The 20,892-nt window shown below is 68.0% G+C and carries 20 protein-coding genes; 12 read left to right on the top strand and 8 right to left on the bottom strand.

The annotated features are described in order from the left end of the window. Positions 1-88 precede the first annotated feature (88 nt). Positions 89-430, bottom strand: coding sequence for a glucosaminidase domain-containing protein (locus FOY91_RS15430; RefSeq protein WP_145153950.1), 342 nt, complete (start codon positions 428-430; stop codon positions 89-91). A 118-nt stretch (positions 431-548) separates the two neighbouring features. Between FOY91_RS15430 and FOY91_RS15435 the strand changes: the two genes are divergently transcribed. Continuing rightward, positions 549-1,895 carry a cystathionine gamma-synthase family protein gene (locus tag FOY91_RS15435; protein WP_145153953.1) on the top strand — a complete coding sequence of 449 codons (1,347 nt, stop codon included), beginning with the start codon at positions 549-551 and terminating at the stop codon, positions 1,893-1,895. Here FOY91_RS15435 and FOY91_RS15440 read toward each other — a convergent pair. Both FOY91_RS15440 and FOY91_RS15445 read right to left on the bottom strand, forming a co-directional pair. Then, positions 1,874-2,908, bottom strand: coding sequence for a DUF3644 domain-containing protein (locus FOY91_RS15440; protein ID WP_145153957.1), 1,035 nt, complete (start codon positions 2,906-2,908; stop codon positions 1,874-1,876). The two genes, FOY91_RS15435 and FOY91_RS15440, sit on opposite strands and share 22 nt — an antisense overlap. A 125-nt stretch (positions 2,909-3,033) precedes the next feature. Continuing rightward, positions 3,034-3,705 (bottom strand): HAD family hydrolase, encoded by a 672-nt coding sequence (locus FOY91_RS15445; protein ID WP_145153960.1) that lies wholly within the window; start codon positions 3,703-3,705, stop codon positions 3,034-3,036. A gap of 132 nt (positions 3,706-3,837) precedes the next feature. On the opposite strand from FOY91_RS15445, the gene FOY91_RS15450 reads away from it, so the two are divergent. The 4 genes from FOY91_RS15450 to FOY91_RS15465 are packed head-to-tail and all read left to right on the top strand — an operon-like array spanning position 3,838 to position 7,375. After that, complete coding sequence (locus FOY91_RS15450) at positions 3,838-4,953, top strand: MlaE family ABC transporter permease (RefSeq protein WP_145153963.1); 1,116 nt, start codon at positions 3,838-3,840, stop codon at positions 4,951-4,953. Between the two features lie 13 nt (positions 4,954-4,966). Further along, positions 4,967-5,830, top strand: coding sequence for an ABC transporter ATP-binding protein (locus FOY91_RS15455; protein ID WP_145153966.1), 864 nt, complete (start codon positions 4,967-4,969; stop codon positions 5,828-5,830). Between the two features lie 7 nt (positions 5,831-5,837). Then, positions 5,838-6,776, top strand: a complete 939-nt coding sequence (locus FOY91_RS15460) for an MlaD family protein (protein ID WP_145153969.1) — start codon at positions 5,838-5,840, stop codon at positions 6,774-6,776. After that, entirely contained in the window at positions 6,776-7,375 is a 600-nt protein-coding gene (locus tag FOY91_RS15465) for an ABC-type transport auxiliary lipoprotein family protein (protein WP_145153972.1), read from the top strand. Before FOY91_RS15460 ends, FOY91_RS15465 begins: the two co-directional genes overlap by 1 nt. Before the next feature lie 7 nt (positions 7,376-7,382). Here FOY91_RS15465 and FOY91_RS15470 read toward each other — a convergent pair whose 3' ends face one another. Together FOY91_RS15470 and mnmA are read right to left on the bottom strand one after the other, a co-directional pair. Further along, positions 7,383-7,835, bottom strand: coding sequence for a nuclear transport factor 2 family protein (locus tag FOY91_RS15470; protein ID WP_145153975.1), 453 nt, complete (start codon positions 7,833-7,835; stop codon positions 7,383-7,385). Beyond that, positions 7,832-8,911, bottom strand: a complete 1,080-nt coding sequence (gene mnmA / locus FOY91_RS15475; RefSeq protein WP_145154003.1) for a tRNA 2-thiouridine(34) synthase MnmA — start codon at positions 8,909-8,911, stop codon at positions 7,832-7,834. Before mnmA ends, FOY91_RS15470 begins: the two co-directional genes overlap by 4 nt. A gap of 163 nt (positions 8,912-9,074) precedes the next feature. On the opposite strand from mnmA, the gene FOY91_RS15480 reads away from it, so the two are divergent. From FOY91_RS15480 to FOY91_RS15490, 3 genes are all read left to right on the top strand, one after another. Then, positions 9,075-9,365 (top strand): hypothetical protein, encoded by a 291-nt coding sequence (locus tag FOY91_RS15480; protein ID WP_145153978.1) that lies wholly within the window; start codon positions 9,075-9,077, stop codon positions 9,363-9,365. A 104-nt stretch (positions 9,366-9,469) separates the two neighbouring features. Further along, complete coding sequence (gene sciP, locus FOY91_RS15485; protein ID WP_145153981.1) at positions 9,470-9,769, top strand: CtrA inhibitor SciP; 300 nt, start codon at positions 9,470-9,472, stop codon at positions 9,767-9,769. Positions 9,770-9,942: 173 nt separating this feature from the next. After that, entirely contained in the window at positions 9,943-10,212 is a 270-nt protein-coding gene (locus FOY91_RS15490) for a GlsB/YeaQ/YmgE family stress response membrane protein (protein WP_145153984.1), read from the top strand. 58 nt (positions 10,213-10,270) lie between these two features. Here the strand turns inward: FOY91_RS15490 and FOY91_RS15495 are convergent, their stop codons facing one another. Further along, positions 10,271-11,008, bottom strand: coding sequence for an SIMPL domain-containing protein (locus FOY91_RS15495; protein ID WP_238995735.1), 738 nt, complete (start codon positions 11,006-11,008; stop codon positions 10,271-10,273). Positions 11,009-11,200: 192 nt separating this feature from the next. Between FOY91_RS15495 and FOY91_RS15500 the strand changes: the two genes are divergently transcribed. The 3 genes from FOY91_RS15500 to FOY91_RS15510 all read left to right on the top strand — a co-directional run bounded on the left by FOY91_RS15500 (position 11,201) and on the right by FOY91_RS15510 (position 16,811). Then, complete coding sequence (locus FOY91_RS15500; RefSeq protein WP_145153990.1) at positions 11,201-12,391, top strand: efflux RND transporter periplasmic adaptor subunit; 1,191 nt, start codon at positions 11,201-11,203, stop codon at positions 12,389-12,391. Next, the gene (locus FOY91_RS15505) at positions 12,388-15,459 is read left to right on the top strand and encodes an efflux RND transporter permease subunit (protein WP_145153994.1); all 3,072 of its coding nucleotides are present in this window, start codon (positions 12,388-12,390) and stop codon (positions 15,457-15,459) included. Before FOY91_RS15500 ends, FOY91_RS15505 begins: the two co-directional genes overlap by 4 nt. 83 nt (positions 15,460-15,542) lie before the next feature. Beyond that, a complete protein-coding gene (locus FOY91_RS15510) occupies positions 15,543-16,811 on the top strand; it encodes a DUF445 domain-containing protein (protein ID WP_145153995.1) in 1,269 nt (422 codons plus the stop codon). Positions 16,812-16,822: 11 nt separating this feature from the next. Here the strand turns inward: FOY91_RS15510 and pepN are convergent, their stop codons facing one another. Further along, positions 16,823-19,423: an aminopeptidase N gene (pepN, locus tag FOY91_RS15515; protein WP_145153997.1), complete on the bottom strand. Its 2,601-nt coding sequence runs from the start codon at positions 19,421-19,423 to the stop codon at positions 16,823-16,825. Between the two features lie 91 nt (positions 19,424-19,514). Here pepN and FOY91_RS15520 point away from each other — a divergent pair, with 91 nt between their 5' ends. Continuing rightward, a complete protein-coding gene (locus FOY91_RS15520) occupies positions 19,515-20,342 on the top strand; it encodes a Rossmann-fold NAD(P)-binding domain-containing protein (protein ID WP_145153999.1) in 828 nt (275 codons plus the stop codon). Here FOY91_RS15520 and FOY91_RS15525 read toward each other — a convergent pair. After that, positions 20,302-20,892 (bottom strand): dicarboxylate/amino acid:cation symporter (locus tag FOY91_RS15525; RefSeq protein ID WP_145154001.1); only part of this gene is annotated, 591 nt, incomplete at its 5' end. The genes FOY91_RS15520 and FOY91_RS15525 overlap by 41 nt on opposite strands.

Here is a 20,892-nt window from a genome sequence, read left to right on the forward strand (position 1 = left end):
CGCAGGGCGAGGCCGAAGTCGAGCGTCAGCGCCTTTTCCGCCACGCCCGATACGCTGACGGCATTGTTGTGCGAGCTGCCCGCCATGTTCACCGCGCCGCCATGCCCGGGATCGAGCACGATCGTGCCGAGGTCCGCCGCCCCGGCCGCCGCGCGAGGAACGCCCAGTAGCCCCCGATGAACGCCTCCACCGAGGCGAAACGGCAATAGGCATCCGCCCCGTCGTGCGCCGCATGATCGACGCGGGTGGCGAAGGGGGCCATCTCCGCCCGCCATTTCAGCCCCGCGAAGTTCAGGTGATCGCGCGCCAGCGCCGAGGTGCCGCGCCCGCTTTCCAGCAGCCATTGCGCCAGCGTCACCGGCTTCAGCGCCGGGTGGGGCAGCGCATGGCCCCGATATGCCGCCGCCAGCCGCTCGATCAGATCGTCCATCGTACCCTCCGGTTCGCCAGACCGGACCAGTTACGCGCACACCCCGCCGTAGGACAGCCCGACGCTGGCGCCCGCCCGCCGATGCGATAGGATGCCGCCAACGAGAGGATTCCGAACCATGACGAAGGAAACCGAAGCAGACCTCACCGGCGCCACGCCCCGCCGCCGCCCCCGCGCGCAACCGCTGGAGGTGGGCGGCCGCCGCCTCGCTCCCGAAACGCTGATGATGGGCCACGGCTATGATCCGATGCTGTCGGAAGGCGCGCTGAAACCGCCGATCTTCCTCACCAGCACCTTCGTGTTCGAGAGTGCGGCCGCCGGCAAGCGCCATTTCGAGGGCGTCACCGGCAAGCGGCCGGGGGGCGCGGAGGGGCTGGTCTATTCGCGCTTCAACGGCCCCAATCAGGAGATTCTGGAGGACCGCCTGGGCATCTGGGAGGATGCGGAGGACGCGCTCGTCTTTTCCAGCGGCATGGCCGCCATCGCCACGGTGATGCTGGCGAGCGTGAAGCCGGGCGACACCATCGTCCATTCCGCCCCGCTGTATGCCGCCACGGAGACGCTGATCGGCAAGATCCTCGGTCGCTTCGGCATCAACTGGCTCGATTTTCCGGCGGGCGCCAGCCGGGCCGAGATCGACGCGGTGCTGGCCCGCGCCGCCGCCGACGCCATTGCGATCGGAGGGCGCGTGGCGATGATCTACCTCGAAAGCCCGGCCAACCCCACCAACGCGCTGGTGGACGTGGAGGCGGTGGCCGCCGCCCGCGACGCCATCTTCGCCGATGCGGCGGAGAAACCGCCGATCGTGATCGACAATACCTTCCTCGGGCCTTTGTGGCAGCAGCCGCTGCGGCACGGGGCCGATCTGGTGATCTACTCGCTCACCAAATATGCCGGCGGGCACAGCGATCTGGTGGCGGGCGGCGCTGTCGGCAGCAAGGCGGCGATCGATCCGATCCGGGCGATGCGCAACACCATCGGCACCATCACCGATCCCCATTCGGCGTGGATGCTGCTGCGTTCACTGGAAACGCTGGAACTCCGCATGAGCCGCGCGGGCGAGAATGCCGCCAAGGTGTGCGCCGCCCTGCGCGACCACCCCAAGGTGGAACATGTCGGCTACCTCGGCTTCCTCGGCGAGGGCGACGACCCCGCCCCCGGCAGCCAGGCCGACATCTACCGCCGCCACTGCACCGGGGCCGGCAGCACCTTCTCGCTGTACCTGAAAGGCGGCGAGGCCGAAGCCTTCGCGTTCCTCGACGCGCTGAAGATCGCCAAGCTGGCCGTATCGCTGGGCGGCACCGAAACGCTGGCGAGCCACCCCGCCGGGATGACGCACCTTTCCGTGCCGGACGCACGCAAGGCGTTGCTGGGGATCACCGACAATCTGGTGCGGATCTCGGTGGGGGTGGAGAAGGCGGAGGATCTGATGGCGGATTTTGATCAGGCTTTGGCGGTGGTTTGAGGATTATCAAATAGGGTTGACCCGCGCTTAACATAACTCTTGTCAAATTCTTGTATTATGTTTGGATTATAAAAACGCTTTATTGAAGACGACTTCTTCTTAGGATCGAGATACCTCACAAAGCAGAATTTCTTATCGCCTTCCAAAGTCTTACGAATTTTATGGTATAGTGGATTTTGCGAGAAGTTATCATACCTTTCGACTAAACGATCTGTGAGTGTCTTATAGTCCCAAGTGAACCCAGCCGGAACACGATCGTCGTCCACACCTAGCGTGAGATCCGCATCGTCACGGACTAAAGTCGCCTTAACGGCACCGTCTGCTTTGTTCTTAATAAGATCAAATTCTACTCGTACCGAGAAGGCATACTCGGACTCGAAGGCATGGGCTTCTTGTTTCATGGACTGCATATGTGCCAAGAAGCGAGAGACTGCGACAGCGGGCTTTTTTGCAACAGCCTCAATCCCATCTTGATCCAGTTCAAATGATATTGGAATTAGCGAAATGTTGAGATCGGAGAATGAAACGTTAAACCATTTTTGGATAGCTATAACATAGTTCTTTACAGAGCCTAATGATACTTCTGTTACTACTTTGCGGATGGCTATATCCTGATTGATAAAATGCGTAGCGTTATCTCGAACCTCAACGAGAGCTTGAAGATTTTTTATACAGGCGACGTCAATGCGGTTGTTAGCGTATCCTGCCACAATATTACAACAGTGGTCTAGGCCAATTGTCATCGGCGAACCCGATCTGGTTAACTTTAAGTCTTTGAACTTGCTCTTTGAGCCGTCCTTCTTTTTCCGATACTGATACTCATAAAGTCTAGAATGTTTTCCCATATTTTCTTGAATTATTCTGGCCTTGAGCAACAATTCCCATGCATTGACCATGAGGATCGCAAACGTTTCCTCTCGATATTGAACAACAGTTCGATTGTATATCTCGACGGCAGCGATGCACGCTGCTCGGGATTTGCTAACGATTTTGAGATATCCTGCGTGTGGCAACCGGATTTCTCCTATATGCAGATTTTCTCTGTACCAAACGAAGTATCTATGTACTAGACGAAGTATCTATCTCGCAATATGTAAATACAGTTTCGTGAGGAATAGACTTCGCCTGCCTTCGATCACTACCCCCACTCCACCACCGGCCACCCCCTAGCCCCCGCCATCTCGCGCAGCGCCTTGCTCGGGTTCGCCGCCACCGGCATGTCGCACCAGTCGAACACCGGCTGGTCGCTGGCGTGGTCGCTGTAGAACCACACGCGGCAGTCCTCGCGCCGCAGCCCCTCCGCCTCCATCCACGCCAGGATCATCCGCAGTTTCGCCGGGCCGTAGCTGTTCTCGCCGTCGATCTTCGCGCGGATGCGGCCGTCCAGCCCGGCGACCGAGTTGGTGGCGATCACGTCGTCGAAGCCCAAGCGGTCGGCGATGGTGCCGGCGTACAGGCGGTAGCTGGCGGTCGCCATCACCAGCCGGCGGCCGGCGGCCTTGTCGGCGGCGATCTGCGCCATCGCGCCGGGCAATATGTTGGTCGCCATCGTCTCGTCGGCGAAGGTGTCGGCCACCAGCGCCAGTTCCTCCGGCGTGTTGTGGCGGCCCAGTAGCAGCGCGTGGTTGATCTCCTTCAGCCGCCCGCGGTCGATCAGCTTGGCCACATAGCCGAGCATCGAGATCAGCACGAACGGCACCAGCAGCAGCCGCCACGGCGCCCGCCGGCGCGCGGCGTGCAGCAGGAAGGGGGTGTAGGTGGCGCGCCGCGTGATCGTGCGGTCCATGTCGTAGATGGCGAGTTCGGTCATCCCCGCCCCCTACACAAGCGACGCGGCCGGCGGAACCATGCGCGCCGCTCGCGAGTAATGGCATCCGATGTCGCGCCTCATCCCGCCACCGGCGCTTGCCGATCCCCTCGCCTTGCCCCACAAAGGCCACGCATGAGCGGACCGGCGGACTTCACTCTCGACGAACAGGGCGACGGCAAGGGCGGGGGCGGCACCCTCCGCTTCACCGGCTCGCTGACACTCTCGCGTCTACGCGATCTGCCTGAGCGGCTGGAAGGCGTGCGCGCCTCGGCCATCGACATCTCGGGCATCGACCGGATGGATACGGTGGGTGCGTGGATCGTCCACCGCGCCGCGCGTGATGGCGACGTGCCGATCGAAGGCGCGGACGAGGGCCATGCCCGCCTGCTCGAACAGGTTTCCGCCGCCGACCAGCCGGTAAAGATGCGGCCGGACACACGCACCCCCTTTCTGCGCGTGCTGGGGCAGGTGGGTGACTGGGTCGTGGGCGCCGGGCACACGCTGTACGGCCTGATCGGTTTCTTCGGCGCGGTGATGGTGGCGTTCGGCGCGATCATCCGCCACCCGCGCCGCTTCCGCTTCAACGCGGTCAGCCGCCAGTTCGAGGTGGTCGGCGTCGAGGCGCTGGGCATCATCGGGCTGATGAGCCTGCTGGTCGGCGTGGTGATCGCGCAGCAGGGCGCGGTGCAGTTGCGCCAGTTCGGCGCGGAGGTGTTCACGATCAACCTGATCGGCCGGATGACGCTGCGCGAACTGGGCGTGCTGATGACCGCGATCATGGTGGCCGGCCGCTCCGGCTCCGCGTTCGCCGCCCAGCTCGGCTCGATGAAGCTGGCCGAGGAGGTAGATGCGATGCGCACCATCGGCGTGTCGCCGATGGAGGCGCTGGTGGTGCCGCGCGTACTGTCCTCCGTCATCCTGATGCCGCTGCTCGGTTTCTATGCCGCGCTGATGGGGATCATCGGCGGCGGGCTGCTGTGCTGGATCTCCCTCGATATTCCTCCCGCCACCTTCGTCCAGCGCATCCGTGAGGTCGTGCCGATCACCGATCTGTGGATCGGGCTGCTCAAGGCGCCGGTGTTCGGCGCGATCATCGCCATGTCCGGCTGCTATCAGGGGATGCAGGTGAAGGGCAACGCCGAGGAAGTGGGCCTGCGGACCACCGCCGCCGTGGTGCAGGGCATCTTCCTCGTGATCGTGCTCGACGCGTTCTTCGCGGTGTTCTTCACCCTGCTCGGCTGGATATAGGGCTGGGATGGATATGAGCGACCGCGATATCGCCGTCCATGTGGCGGGCCTGAAGAACGGCTTCGGCGAGCAGGTCGTCCACGACGGCCTCGATCTCGATGTGAAGCGCGGCGAGATCATCGGCGTGGTCGGTGGCTCGGGCACCGGCAAGTCGGTCCTGATGCGCTCGATCATCGGCTTGCAGACCCCGCAGGCGGGCGAGGTCGAGGTGTTCGGCATTCCCATGATCGGGCGCGAGGATACCGAGGCGAAATCGGTGCGGCGGCGCTGGGGCGTGCTGTTCCAGGGCGGTGCCTTGTTCTCCACGCTCACGGTGGCGGAAAACGTCGAGGTGCCGCTGCGCGAATATTACCCGCGCCTGGGCGAGAAGCTGCTGGACGAGATCGCCTCCTACAAGATCGTGATGTCGGGCCTGGCCGCAGAGGCGGGGCCGAAATACCCCTCCGAGCTGTCGGGCGGAATGCGCAAGCGTGCCGGTCTCGCCCGCGCGCTCGCGCTGGACCCGGAGCTGTTGTTCCTCGACGAGCCGACCGCCGGCCTCGACCCGATCGGGGCCGCCGCCTTCGATGAACTCATCAAGAGCCTCCAGCAGACGCTGGGGCTCACGGTGTTCCTCATCACCCACGATCTCGATACGCTCTATGCGATCTGCGACCGGGTGGCGGTGCTGGCCGATCGCAAGGTGATCGCGGTCGGAACGATCGAAGAATTGCTGGCGTTGGATCATCCGTGGATTCAGGAATATTTCAACGGCCCGCGCGGCCGGCTCGCGGCGGACAGCGCCGACCGGCTGCGCGAGGGCGAACTGGACGAAGCGCAGGCCGACAAGGCGCGCCAACAGCAGGCCGCGGCGGAAGCCACGGCGGGTGGAGCATGAACGCCTGATGGAAACCCGGTCGAACCATGTCCTCGTCGGCGGCGTCGTGCTCGCGCTGACGATCGTGACGCTGATCTTCACCGTCTGGATCGCCCGCCTCTCCGGCGGCGACGACAAGATCTACGATATCTTCTTCAAGACATCGGTCGACGGGCTGGCCAAGGGGTCGGCCGTCACCTTCTCCGGCGTGCCGTCGGGGCAGGTGAAGGAGATCGCGCTGATGCCCAACCAGCCGGAATTCGTCCGCGTGCGGATCACGGTGAAGGAGGAGGTGCCGGTGTTGCAGGGCACCACCGCCACGATCGCCGGCGTCGGCTTCACCGGCGTGTCGCAGATCAACCTTGATGGCGCCATCAAGGGCGCGCCGCCGATCGCCGATCTCGGCCCCTATGGCGCGCCGGTGATTCCGACGAAGCCGGGCGCTCTCGGCGAACTGCTCAACAGCGCGCCGCAGCTGCTTCAGCAGCTTTCCACGCTGACGGAGCGGATGGGCGACCTGCTCAACGATAAGAACCAGAAGTCGCTGGGCAACATCCTCGCCAATCTCGACCGGGTGAGCGGATCGCTGGCCGATCGCGGCCCGGATCTGGCGGCGGCGCTTTCGGAAAGCCGGGTCGCCGTGCATCAGGCAGGGATCGCCGCGCAGCAGATCGGCCAGCTTGCCACGACGACAAATGCGCAGGTTGGCCCGATCGCCGAGGATCTGCGCCGCACCGTCGCGTCTGCCCAGCGCAGCATGGCCGCGCTGGAAGGCGCGATCGGCGAGGCACGCCCCGGCATCCGGGCTTTCTCCACCCAGACGGTGCCGGAAGTCAGCCAGCTCGTGCGCGACCTGACCGAGATGTCCGAGGCGCTGACCGGCGTCGCCACCAAGCTGAACCGCGGTGGCGCGGGCGCGGTGATCGGCGGCGGCAAACTACCTGACTACAAGCCGGGGAAGAACTGATGACGACGCGCGCCCTTTCCGTCCGCCTCGCGGGTGTCATCGCCGCCGCGCTGCCACTGGCCGCATGCATCAGCTTCGGCGCGGAGCCGCCCGCTTCGCTCGCCACGCTGACGCCCACCGCGACGCTGGCCGCGGGCACGGTCCGCACCGCGAGCGACGGGCAGACCGTGATCGTGTCCGTGCCGATCGTACCGCAGGAACTGTCGACGCCGCGCGTGCCAGTGCAGACCGGTGCGACATCGGTCGCCTACCTCAAGGACGCGCAGTGGATCGACGTGCCGAACCGGCTGTTCCGCGAGCTGCTGGCCGAGACGATCGCCGCCACCACCGGGCGCGCGGTACTCGACCCGCGTCAGTCATCACTGGCCGGCGGCATCCGCATCGGCGGGCGGCTCAACCAGTTCGGTCTGGACAGTGCCAGTCGCAGCGTCGTCGTGATCTATGATGCGACGATGGCGCGTGAGGGTGCCAAGGCGTTGCAGACCCGCCGGTTCGAGGCACGCGTACCGATAACGGCGGAAACGCCGGCGGCGGGACTGCCCGCGCTCAACCAGGCGGCCAATCAGGGGGCGGGCGAAGTGGCCGGCTGGGTCGGCTGAGGCGCGATCAGAAGGGGGAGATCGGGTTTACCGGCGTTTCCGGCGTCGGCGCGATCACGTCCCAATGCTCGACGATACGACCATCGGCGACCCGGAATATCTCGACGATGGCGACGGGGCGTGCCTGTGGTTCAGACCGGAACATGGCGTGCAGGAAGACCAGCCCCTTCTCCGATGCCGCCCGCACCACCTCGACCCGTCCCTTTGGCGAGCGGGCCAGCATCTTGCGGCTGAACACCAGCGAGCTTTCCCGGTCGCTGCCGGGCACGTCGGCGCTATGCTCCACGAACCCGGGCGCGATATGCGCGGCAAAGGCGGCATCGGCATCCCGCTTGCCGACGAGCAGCCGGTAGAAATCGCGCACGACGGCTTCGTCGCCGGCGGCGGATGTTCGGGCCGGCCCAGCGGGCAGGATCAGGCACGAGGCCAGCAGCGCCGATGCGGCGAGGATGCTTCTCATGCCGCCAGCGCGGTGTCCGCCGCCACCGTCTGCTCGATCCAGCCGCCACCCATCACGCGTTCCCCCGCATAGAACACCGCCGCCTGCCCCGGCGCGACGCCATATTCGGGCGCGTCGAACACCACCGTCTCGCCATCGAACCGGGCCGGCACCGGCTTCGCCATCGACCGGATCTTGACCGTCATCGGCCCGGCATGACCGCCACCGAGCCAGTTGATGTCACCGATCCGCGCCGCCGATACCGCCAGCGCCGCGCGCGGACCGACCACCACGCGTCGCGTTTCCGGCTCCAGCCGCACCACGTAGAGCGGTTCGGGCGATCCGCCGATCTCCAGCCCGCGCCGCTGGCCCACGGTGAAGTGGATCAGCCCGCGATGCCGCCCGAGCACATGGCCGGCGCGATCGACGATCTCGCCGCCCTCGCCCGCCTCCGGTCGCAGCTTCTTCACCACGGCGGCATAATCGCCATCGGGCACGAAGCAGATATCCTGACTGTCGGGCTTGGCCGCTACTCCCAGCCCCAGCTCGGCGGCGATCTCGCGGACGCGCGGCTTGGGCATCCCGCCGAGCGGGAAGCGCAGATAGTCGAGCTGCGCCTGCGTCGTGGCGAACAGGAAATAGCTCTGGTCGCGCGCGGGGTCGGCGGCGCGGTGCAGTTCCGCCCCCGCCGGACCGGCCACGCGACGTACATAATGGCCGGTGGCGAGGCAATCCGCGCCCAGATCGCGGGCGATGCCGAACAGGTCGGTGAACTTCACCCCCTGATTGCACCGCACGCACGGGATCGGCGTGCGGCCGGCGACGTAATCGTCGGCGAAGCGATCGATCACGCCGTTGCGGAACCGCGTCTCATAGTCGAACACATAATGCGCGATGCCGAGCCGGTCCGCCACGGCGCGCGCATCCCGGATGTCCTGCCCGGCGCAGCAACTGCCGCTGCGGCCCACGGCGGCGCCATGATCGTAGAGCTGGAGCGTGACCCCGATCGTCTCCGCGCCGGTCCGTGCGGCAAGAGCAGCCACGACCGAGCTGTCCACCCCGCCCGACATGGCGACGACGATGCGCGCGCCGGCCATCGGGCGATCGAGCTGAAAGGCATTTTCCACGCTGTCGCCTTAGCCGATCACCGCCGCCGCTGCAAAATCGCACGACGCCCGATGCGCCCTCGTGTTTACACCGCCTTCACCATCGCCCGTTACGCCCGCTTCATCGCACACGGCATGGGGGTGACGGACGACGATGGATCTCGGCTTCACCCGTCTCGATTCCGCGCGTGCGGAACCCGCGCCCATGCCGCCGGACTATGGCCGCCTGATCGCGAGTCTTGCCGCGATGCAGGCGGCCGGGCGCACCGCAGTGGCGGAGGCACGGCTGGCGGCCGGCACCTTCACCGGCGACGAGGCGATCGCGGCGCTTGTCGAGATCTATGCCGCCGGCCCCGGCTGGGCGGCGGCGGCGGCGTGGCTGGAGGGGCGCTTTCACCCCGATACGGCGGCAAAGCTCCGCCAGATTGCGCCGGAATGCGAGTGACCGGCTTGTTTACCTTGCGGCGTTAGCCTTCCTTCAAGCTGGACGGCCTAGAAAGCGAGTGTCGAGAATACGAACGGGTCGCCAAGGCCCACGTCGAGGGTAGAATGATCGAGAACCAGAGAATCCGGCCAGCGCAGGTGATCGGTCCGCTAGGCGAACCGCTCACGGTCGCCTCGCTGCCGCCCCCTTCGACGACCCGGTGGGTGGTCCGCCGCAAGGCCGAGGTCGTGGCCGCGGTGGCCGGCGGGCTGCTGAGCGTGGACGAGGTGTGCGAGCGTTATTCGCTGAGCCTGGAGGAATTCGCCAGCTGGCAGCGCGCGGTCGACCGCTCGGGCATGCCGGGGCTGCGCGTCACCCGCATCCAGCATTACAAGTCGCTGTACGAGCGCCAGCAGAAGTTCTGATCCTTTCCCTTGTTACGTCTGCCCCGCCGGCCCCGCGCCGGCCGGGCTCGGCACTGCGGCTCGGTTCGTCGCGCTTTCAGGAACGGATTCGTTGCCGAAGCGTATCAACCTCCACACCGTCGCACGGGGGCTCGACCTACCGGGCGGGCGGCGGACGTAACAGGAGGATTTATATGGGTCTCATCATCACCTTGATCGTCGGCGGCATTCTCGGCTGGCTTGCCAGCATCGTGATGCGCACCGATGCACAACAGGGCGTACTGCTGAACGTCGTCGTCGGCATCGTCGGCGCGCTGCTCGGCGGCTTCCTGCTCGGCCCGCTCCTCGGCGGGGCATCGATCACGTCCGGCGCGCTGGATATCCGCTCGCTGCTGGTGTCGTTCCTCGGCGCAGTCATCCTGCTCGCGATCGTCAATCTGGTTCGTCGCGGCCGCGTCCGCTAAGACCTTCCACTCCAGCCGAAAAGGCCCGCGCGACCCCGGTCGTGCGGGCCTTTTCATGTCATTGCAGTTCGAACGTCACCGATACGGAGACGGACAGGCGCTGCTCGCCCGGCTCCACCGCGCTGTCGGCCGCCGCGTTGCCGCGCTTCATCGCCATCATCAGGATCGGCTGCGGCGACGGCGCGGAACTGCCCTGCTCGCTGATCGAGACGATGCGCTTCACCGACAGACCGGCCGCCTTCGCGTACAGCTCGGCCCGTGCACGCGCCGTGGCGATCGCCGCCGTGCGCGCCTGATCGAGCGCGGCCTCGGCCTTGTCGACCGACAGGCTCGGCCCGTTGATCTGGTTGGCGCCCTGCGCCACCAGCGTATCGAGGATAGCGCCCGACCGCTTGACGTCGCGGAAGCGGACGCTGACCTGATTGGACGCCTGATAGCCGGTGATGACCGGCGGCACGTTCTCGCCGTAGCGATACTGCGGGGCGAGGTTGATCGCGCTCGTCTGGATGTCGCGGTCGGCCACGCCGGCGCGGCGCAGCGCCGCCACCGTCGCCGCCATCCGCGTGGCGTTCTCGGCCATCGCGGCGGCCGCCGTGGGCGCCTGCGTCACCACGCCCGCGCCGATGGTGGCGATATCGGGCACCCGCACCACCTCGCCCTCGGCCACCACGTCCAGCCGGGTGCCCTGGATCACCGACACCGGGCTCGCGACCACGGTCTGCGCGACGGCACCCTGCGTGGCGAGGACGGCGGGCAGGCTCGCCGCGACGAGCAGCATCAAAGATCGACGTTTCATCTGTGTCCCCATGTTGTGGCCCCGCCCACGACGGTGGCCGATGCCGGCTTATGCACCGCCGGCCGCTGCATCCATCCTGAACGGCCCTGGACGGTGCGGATTCAGGGACAGAACGGCGCCTTGAGGGCAGTGACCTATTGAGATAATACAGCGCCCGACTGCCACGGGCACGAAGCGGGAAGTACGGGCGAGATGAACATCGAGAAGCGTTTTTCGACCGACCGCGCCACGCCCGCGCCCGAGAACGGGGGCCGCGGCCGTGTCGCCGGCCTCGTCGCCCGGCCGCGCCTGTGGATGATCGCGGCGATCGTCGTGATCCTCGCCGTCGCCGCCTTCGCCTATGCACGCGGCGGAAAGGCCCCCGCGCCCGTCGCGTCCCCGCCGCCGCGCGTCACCGTGACAGTGCCGGGCCGGCAGGCGGTGGCCGGCAGCATCACCACCACCGGCACGCTGGCCGCACGGCGCGAGATGCCGGTCGGCATCGCCGGCGAGGGCGGCATGATCTCGCGCGTGCTGGTGGAACCGGGCGACTGGGTGGCCGCCGGGCAGGTGCTCGCCACGATCGAGCGGTCGGTGCAGGTACAGGAAGGCGCCAGCCTCGCCGCCTCGATCAACGTCGCGCGGGCCGATGCCGCGCTGGCGCAGTCCGAACTGGACCGGGCCAAGGCGCTGGTGGCGCGCGGCTTCATCTCCAAGGCGGACATCGATCGCCGCACCGCCACGCGCGATGCCGCCAACGCCCGCGTGAAGGTGGCTCAGGCGCAATATGGCCAGGCCGGCGCCCGCATCGGCCGGCTGGATATCCGAGCGCCCGCCGCCGGGCTCGTCCTCACCCGCGCGGTGGAGCCGGGGCAGGTGGTCGGCCCGGGCAGCGGCACGCTGTTCCGCATCGCCAAGGGCGGCGAGATGGAGCTGGCCGCACGGCTGGCCGAGCAGGATCTCGCGCGGCTGCGCATCGGCCTGCCGGCGCAGGTGACGCCGGTGGGCACCGCCACGCCGTTCCGCGGCACGATCTGGCAGCTGTCGCCGATCATCGATCCGCAGACCCGGCAGGGCGTCGCGCGGATCGCGCTGACCTATGATCCGGCGCTGCGCCCGGGCGGGTTCGCCGCCGCGACCATCGCGAGCGGCTCGGTCGATGCGCCGCTGCTGCCCGAATCGGCGGTGCTGAGCGACGCGGCGGGCAACTACGTGTTCGTCGTCGGCCCCGGCAACGCCGTGCGCCGTCAGGCGGTGAAGGTGGGCGACGTCTCCGACGCGGGCATCACCATCGTCTCCGGCCTCACCGGCACGGAACAGGTGGTGCTGGCCGCCGGCGCGTTCCTCAACCCCGGCGACAAGGTGACGCCGGTGCGCGCCCCCGTGCAGCGGCCGGCGGCATGAACTTCCGCAACATCTCCGCCTGGGCGATCCGCAACCCGGTCGCCCCGATCGTGTTGTTCATCGCGCTGACGCTGGCGGGCATCCTCAGCTTCATGCGGATGGACGTGAACAACCAGCCGGACGTCAGCTTCCCGGTCGCGCAGATCACCGTCACCCAGCCCGGCGCCGCGCCGACCGAGATGGAGACGCAGGTCACCCAGCGGATCGAGGCGGCGGTGCGCGGCATCAGCGGCGTCGACGAATTGTCCTCCTTCGTGAGCGAAGGGGTCTCCACCACGACCGTCCAGTTCTCGATCGGCATCCCTGTCGATCGCGGCGTCACCGACGTGCGCGAGGCGGTGTCGCGCATTCGCAGCGACCTGCCCGAAGGCATCCTCGAACCGCAGGTCACCCGGCTGGATATCGACGGCGGCCCGATCGCCTATTTCTCGGTCGAGGCGGTGGACATGTCGCTGGAGGAACTGAGCTGGTTCGTCGACAACACCGTCGCCAAGCGGTTGCTGGCGATCCCCGGCATGGCGCAGGTCCGGCGCGGCGGCGGCGTGAGCCGGGAGATCCGGGTGATCCTCGATCCGGTGCGGATGCAGGCGCAGGGCATCACCGCCGCGCAGATCAACGCGCAGCTCCGTCAGGTGAACCTCAACGCCGGCGGCGGCCGCGCCGAGATCGCCGGTTCCGAGCAATCGGTGCGCGTGCTGGGCAACGCGCAGGATGCGCGCTCGCTCGGCAGCAAGCTGATCTCGGTCGGCCTCGGCCGCACGGTGAAGCTGTCCGACATCGCCGAGGTGAAGGACCTCTACGCCGAGCAGCGCTCGCTCTCCAAGATGGACGGGCGGCAGGTGCTCAGCTTCGGTCTGAGCAAGGCCAAGGGCTATTCCGATCTCAAGGTGTACGATCAGGCGATGGCCGAGATCGCCAAGCTGCAGAAGGAAAATCCCAAGCTGCACTTCACCGAGCTGTACACCAGCGTGGAATATGTGCGGGCGCAATATCACTCGGCCATCGATGCGATGATCGAGGGCGCGGTGCTGGCGGTGCTGGTGGTGTTCCTGTTCCTGCGCGACTGGCGGGCGACCTTCATCTCCGCGCTCGCCATCCCGCTGTCGGCGATCCCGGCCTTCTGGCTGATGGACCTGATGGGCTTCACGCTCAACGGCATCAGCATGCTGGCGCTCAGCCTCGTGGCAGGCGTGCTGGTGGACGATGCGATCGTGGAGATCGAGAACATCGTCCGCCACATGCGGATGGGCAAGACGGCCTATCAGGCCTCGATCGACGCGGCCGACGAGATCGGCCTGGCGGTGCTGGCGACGACGATGGCGATCGTCGCGGTCTTCCTGCCGGTCGGGCTCATGCCGGGCATCTCGGGGCAGTTCTTCAAGAATTTCGGCCTCACCATCGTGGCGGCGGTGCTGCTCAGCCTTGCCGTCGCGCGGCTCATCACGCCGATGGTGGCGGCCTATTTCCTCAAGGCGCACGGCCATGCGCCGCATGGAGAGAACCGGCTGATGCGCGGCTACATGCGGCTGCTGGCCTGGTCGCTGCGTCATCGCTGGTGGACGGTGGTGGCCGGCGGCGTCGCCTTCGTCGCCACGATCATCCTGTTCGCCACGCTGCCGTTCAGCTTCCAGCCGACGATCAACACCAACTACAGCCAGGTGCGGATCCAGATGGCGCCCGGATCGACGCTGGCGCAGACCGTGCGGGTTTCCGACGAGGCGACCGCCGTGCTGAAGGCCGCGCCCGACGTGACCGCCGCCTTCTCCGACATCAGCATCGGCAGCGCCGACATCTACGTCACGCTCGATCCGAAGCGGAAGCGCACCAGCATCGAGTTCGAGCGCGCGCTCGCCCCGAAGCTGAACGCCATTCCCGATGCGCGCGTCACCTTCCAGTCGCAGAGCGGCGGACTGGGTCGCGACATCACGATCATGCTCACCGGCGACGATCCGGCCAAATTGAACGCCACGGCGTTGCAGGTGGTCGCCCAGATGCGCGGCATCCCCGAATTGCGCAGCCCGCGCATCGACGGCGATCTCCAGCGTCCGGAGATCACGATCAAGCCGCGCTTCGATCTCGCCGCCGATCTCGGCGTCACCACCGCCGCGCTCAGCCAGACGATCCGCATCGCGACGCTGGGCGACATCGACCAGAACGTCGCCAAATTCTCGCTGGCCGACCGGCAGATCCCGATCCGCGTGGCGATCGACGAGAATGCGCGCCGCAGCCTCTCCACCATCGAGAATCTGCCGGTGCCGACGACGGCGGGCGGATCGGTGCCGCTCAAGGTGGTGGCCGAGATCGGCTTCGGCGCCGGCCCGTCGCAGCTTCGCCGCTATAACCAGACCCGCCGCATCGCGCTCGGCGCCGATCTGGCGCCGGGGGCCGAGGCCGGCGTCGCCAACCCGAAGATCGATGCGCTGCCGGCGCTGGCGAACCTGCCTGCGGGGATCCAGAAGGTGCCGTTCGGCGACAGCAAGTGGCAGGCGGAGCTGGTGCAGAACTTCATCGTCGCCGTGGTATCCGGCACGCTGCTGGTCTTCGCGGTGCTGGTGCTGCTGTACAAGCGGGTGATGCCGCCGTTCGTCAACATGGGCTCGCTGCTGCTGGCTCCGCTGGGCGGCGCGCTGGCGTTGCACCTGACGGGCTATGCGATTTCCATGCCGGTGATGATCGGGCTGCTGATGCTGCTGGGCATCGTCGCCAAGAACTCGATCCTGCTGGTCGATTTCGCGCTGGAAGAGATGAGCAAGGGCGTGCCGCGCGGGCAGGCGATCCTCGATGCCGGGCACAAGCGCGCGCAGCCGATCGTGATGACGACGGTGGCGATGGTGGCCGGCATGGTGCCGATCGCCTTCAGCCTTGGCGGCGACGGCAGTTTCCGCGCGCCGATGGGCATCACCGTGATCGGCGGACTGATCGTCTCGACGATGCTCACGCTGGTGATCGTGCCGGCCACGTTCAGTCTTGCGGTGGAATTCGAGCAGTGGCTGGGCCCGATGCTCGGCCGCCGGCTGACCAACAACGAGCCGCGCGACGGCCGCCCCGCCAGTCTGCCGGCGGAGTAAGACACGACGGCCGGCCCGGCGGGTTGAACCAATCGCCGGGCCGGTCATTCTAGTAGCGTGACGATCCCAGCCCCCTCCGCCCGATGAACCTGCTGCGCGTGACCGGACTCGATCGGTTCAATCCGGCGCAGGGCGGCGTGCAGGGCCGGCGTGCGCTCGCCACCGGGCTGTTGGTCGTGATGGCCGGCGTCTATCTGCTCGCCCGCGCGATGCTGGATCACCACCCGGCCTGGGGCTTCGTCCGAGCCTTCGCCGAGGCGGCGATGGTGGGCGGGCTGGCGGACTGGTTTGCCGTCACCGCGCTGTTCCGCCATCCGCTCGGCCTGCCGATCCCGCACACGGCGATCATCCCAACCAACAAGGATCGGATCGGCGACAATCTCGCCAGCTTCCTGCGCGAGAATTTCCTCACCGCCTCGGTGGTGGCGCGGCGGATGCGGCGGCTCGACTTGGCCGCCGCCGCCGGACGCCTGCTGGCCCAGCCGCCCGAAACGCAGGGGCGGCTGCGCGAGGGCGCGTCGCGGCTGATCGCCAACGTTCTCGAGTCGCTCGATCAGGAGCGGCTGGGCGGCATGGTGAAGGGGGCGATCGGCAACCGGCTGCGTGGCCTCGATATCTCGCCGCTGATCGGGCAGGCGCTGGGTGCGGCGATGGCGGAGGATCGCCACGTGCCGCTGCTCGATTCGATCATCACCTGGGTCGGCCGCACGCTGAACGCCAACGAGGTGCTGATCCGCGAGATGGTGAGCAAGCGCGCCGGCGCGATCATGCGCTGGACCGGGCTGGACGAAAAGCTCGCCAACTCGATCGTCGACGGCCTGCACCGGATGGTGGACGAGATGGCGGCCGATCCCGCCCATCCTCTACGCGCCAAGGCGGAGGAAGGGCTGGCCGACCTCGCCCATCGCCTCCAGCACGATCCGGAACTCCAGGCGACCGTCTCCCGCCTGCGCGACGAGATCCTCGCCAACCCCGCCGTCACCCGCTGGATCGACGGATTGTGGGAGTCCGCGCGGGCCGGCCTGCTGCGCGCCGCGCGCGATCCGCGCGCCACGCTGGCGGGCAAGTTCGGCGAGGCGCTCCGCCAGCTCGGCGACACCCTCCAGCATGATCCGCGGCTGCGCCACACGATCAACCTATTCGCGCGGCGGGCAATGGTCGGCACGGTCGCCAGCTACGGCGATGCGATCGTGCGCCTCGTCTCCGACACGATCCGGGGCTGGGATGCGGGCACCATCACCGAGCGGCTGGAGTCGGCGGTGGGGAGTGACCTGCAATTCATCCGGATCAACGGCACGATCGTCGGCGGCCTCGTCGGCCTGACGATCCATCTGGTCGACGTGCTGCTGTAGCGTCGCCCGCTTCAGCCCAGGCTCTTGGATGCCTGCTCGAACACGTCCTTCGACAGCCCCGGCACCTCCAGCACGCGGCGCAGCTCCGCCTTCATCAATCCGGCGCGTGCGCCGTCGAACCGGCGCCAGCGGCCGAGCGGGGGAATCAGCTTGGCGGCGGTGGAAGGATTCAGCCGGTCCACCGCGATCACCATGTCGGCCAGGAAGCGGTAGCCGCGCCCGGAGGCATCGTGGAACGCGCGCTGGTTCGATGCGAACGCCCCCACCAGCGCGCGCAGCCGGTTGGGGTTGGCCAGCGTGAAATCGGGGTGCCGCGCCAGCCGCTCCACCGCGTCCAGGCAGTCGTCGCGGGTGGAGACGGCCTGCGTGGTGAACCACTTGTCCAGCACCAAGCCGTTGCCGCGATACCGCTCGTAGAACATGTCCAGCGCATCCTCGCGCTCGGCCGAGCGGCCGTTGGCGAGCACGCCGAGCGCACCCTGCCGGTCGGTCATGTTGTCCGCCTCGTCGAACTGGGCAAAGGCGAGCGCGGCGGCATCCGCCACCCCCGCCGCCGCCAGATAGCCGAGCGCCACGGTGCGCAACCGGCGCAGCCCCTTGGCCTGCGGGCTGTATTCGTAGCGATCGGCCTGCCCCCGCGCATAGGCCGCGCGCCACGCCTCCTCCAGCCGGGTGCCGATCCTGGCCCGCAACGCCTCGCGCGCGGCATGGATCGCGGGGGGATCGACCACGAGCATCTGGTCGCCGACGAACGCCTCGCTGGGCAGCAGCACCGCCTCGGCGACGAACGCGGGGTCGAGCGCCGGGTCGGTCAGCGTGCGTTCCACCGCCTCGACCACGGGCGCATGGTCCGCCGTGCCGGTCGCCACCGCCACCACCAGCGTATCCACCATCAACTGCTGCATCGCCTCGTAGCGGGCGAACGGATCGTCGTCGTTGGCCGACAGGAAGGCGAGATCGGCGGCGGAGCGGTCCGTCTCCACCACCACGGGGGCGGAGAAATCGCGGTTGATCGACAGGATCGGCCGCTCGCCGATCCCCTCGAACAGCACCTCCTTCGTCGGGCCGTCCAGCACCACCACCTGCTCGGGCGCGAGCACCCGCCCGGTCAGCTCGCCGAACAGGGCGACGCGCAGCGGGAGCGGCATCGACTGCTTGACCGGCTGCCCCGGCGTCGCCGGCACCGACTGGCCCAGCGTCAGCCGCGCCTGCCCGCTCGCCGGCTCGTGGCTGATCGCGGCGCGCACGCGCGGGGTGCCGGCCTGCGCGTACCACAGGCGGAAAGCGGCGAGGTCGGCGCCGCTGGCATCCTCCATCGCCTGCACGAACTGTTCGCAGGTGGCGGCCTGCCCGTCGTGCCGCTCGAAATACAGGTCGCTGCCCTGCCGGAACGCCTGTGCGCCCAGCAGGGTGTGCAGCATGCGGATCACCTCCGCACCCTTGTTGTAGATGGTGGCGGTGTAGAAGTTGCTGATCTCCATATAGGCCTCGGGCCGGATCGGGTGGGCCAGCGGCCCGGCATCCTCGGGGAATTGCGAGGCACGCAACGCCCGCACATTCTCGATTCGGCCGACCGCCGCCGATCCCTGATCGGCCGAGAACTGCTGGTCGCGGAAGACGGTGAAGCCTTCCTTCAGCGAAAGCTGGAACCAGTCCCGGCAGGTGACGCGATTGCCCGACCAGTTGTGGAAATATTCGTGCGCCACCACGCCCGCCACGCCGTCGTAATCGCCATCGGTCGCGGTATCGGGGTCGGCCAGGATGTAGCGCGAGTTGAAGATGTTGAGGCCCTTGTTCTCCATCGCGCCAAAGTTGAAATCGGCCACCGCCACGATGTTGAACTCGCCCAGATCATATTCGCGGCCGTAGGTCTGCTCGTCCCACGCCATCGAGGCCTTGAGCGCGGCCATCGCATGTTCGGTCTTGCCGACATCGGCGGCCTTCACCCAGATCGCCAGATCCACCTCGCGGCCGGAGCGGGTGACGAAGCTGTCGCGGTTGGCCGCCAGATCGCCCGCCACCAGTGCGAACAGGTAGGTGGGCTTGGGAAACGGATCGCGCCATTCCGCCCAGTGTCGGCCGTCTTCCAGCCCGCCGCCATCGGTGCGGTCGCCGTTGGAGAGGAGCAGCGGATAGGTCGCCTCGCCCGCTTCCAGCCGCACGGTGTAACGGCTCAGCACATCGGGCCGGTCGGGGAAGAAGGTGATGCGGCGGACCCCCTCAGGCTCGCATTGCGTGCAGAGCAGCCCGCCGCTGGCATACAGGCCCATCAGCTGGGTGTTGCCGGCGGGCGCGATCTCCACCTCGGTTTCGATCACATGCGCCGCGCCGGGCAGGTCGATCACCAGTGCCGGCCCGTCCATCCGCCACGTATCGGCCGCCGCCGCGCCGTCGATCCGCACCACGAGCGGGACCAGCCCGTCGCCGTCGAGGCGGAGCGGGCGGGCGTGGTCGCCGTTGCGCGTCACCTCCAGCCGGGCCAGCACGCGGGTGGCGGCGGGGTCGAGCCGGAAGTCGAGCGACACCTCGGGCACCAGCCAGTCCGGCGCGCGATAGTCCTCGCGCCGGATGACGGGGGGCGGCGTGGCGGCGGCGGTGTGGATATCGAGCATGCTCAAGGTCTATCCCCCGGCCCGCGTCACTGCCAGCCCCCTTGCGCGCAAGAACTTGGCACGGACGAGACGTTGGGGCGTATAAGGCGCCATGCCTTTCATGCTCGTCTTCGGCCCCGGCTATGCCGCCAACGCCATCACCGATACCCTCGCCGCCGAGGGGTGGGAGATCCGCCGCGTCGCGCGCAACCCGCGTCCCGGCGACCTCGCCTTCGCCGATCGCGCCGCCGTGCTGCCGGCGATCGCGGCGGCCAGCCACATCCTCAGCTCGGTGCCGCCCGGCGCGGAAGGCGATCCGGTGCTGGCCACCTACGGCGCGGCGATCGCGGCGTCGCGGGCGCGGTGGGTCGGCTATCTCTCGTCCACCGGCGTCTATGGCGATGCGGCCGGCGGCTGGGTGGACGAATCGGCCCCGCTCGCCGGCAGGCGCGGCGGGCGTAACATCGCCGATGCGGCATGGCTCGCGCTGCACCCACAAGCGCGCGTGTTTCGCCTGCCCGGTATCTACGGGCCGGGCCGCTCGGCGCTGGATCGGGTAGCGGAGGGCAAGGCGCACCGCATCGACTTGCCCAAACAGGTGTTCAGCCGCGTCCATGTCGCCGACATCGCCGGCGGCGTGATCGCCAGCATCGCCCACGGCCCGCCCGGCGCGTACAACCTGGCCGACGATGCGCCGTGCAGCCAGAACCGCGTGATCGAGGCGGCGTGCGATCTGATCGGTCGGCCGTGGCCGCCGCTGTTGCCGCTGGCCGAGGCGAACCTCTCGCCGATGGCGCTCGCTTTCTATGCGGAGAACCGGCGCGTCGCGAACGGCAAGGCGCGGCGATTGCTGCGCTGGCAGCCGCGCCACCCGGATTTCCACGCCGGGCTGCGCGCGATCATGCGGGCGGAGGCGCGCCCCGCCCCGCCAGCCGGGTAACGGCGAGGTCGGCGGTCACGTTGCCGAAGGTGCGGAAGATGTCGGGGATCGTCTCCACCGCCAGCAGCACCGGCAGCAGCCCGATCGGTACCCCCATCGCCAGACAGACCGGCGCGATCGTGGCGAAGAACGACACCTGCGCGGGCAACCCCACGGCGGCGAGGCTCACGGCGGCGCCGGTCAGCACCCCCAGCACCAGCGTGGCGGGCGTCAGCGGGATACCGTGCAACCCGGCCAGATAGACCGCTACGCCCATGTTGGCCGCCGCACTCGCCGCGCGGAACAGCGACACCGCCAGCGGCAGCACCACCCCGGCCGACCCTTGCGTCACCCCCAGCGCGGGGGCCGCCTCCACCATCGCCGGCAGCGAGGCGAGCGATGATTGCGTGCTGACCGCGACGATCTGCGCCGGCAACGCCGCTCTGGCGAAGGCGAGCGGGGAGAGCCGGCCGAACACGATCGCCGCCACCGCCGCCAACACCGCCGCCGAGAGGCAGGCGATCGCGACGATCGCAACATAGTGCGCCAGCGTGACCGCCGCCCACAGCCC

It is taken from the genome of Alterirhizorhabdus solaris, from assembly GCF_007785815.1.
GTDB lineage: Bacteria > Pseudomonadota > Alphaproteobacteria > Sphingomonadales > Sphingomonadaceae > Alterirhizorhabdus > Alterirhizorhabdus solaris.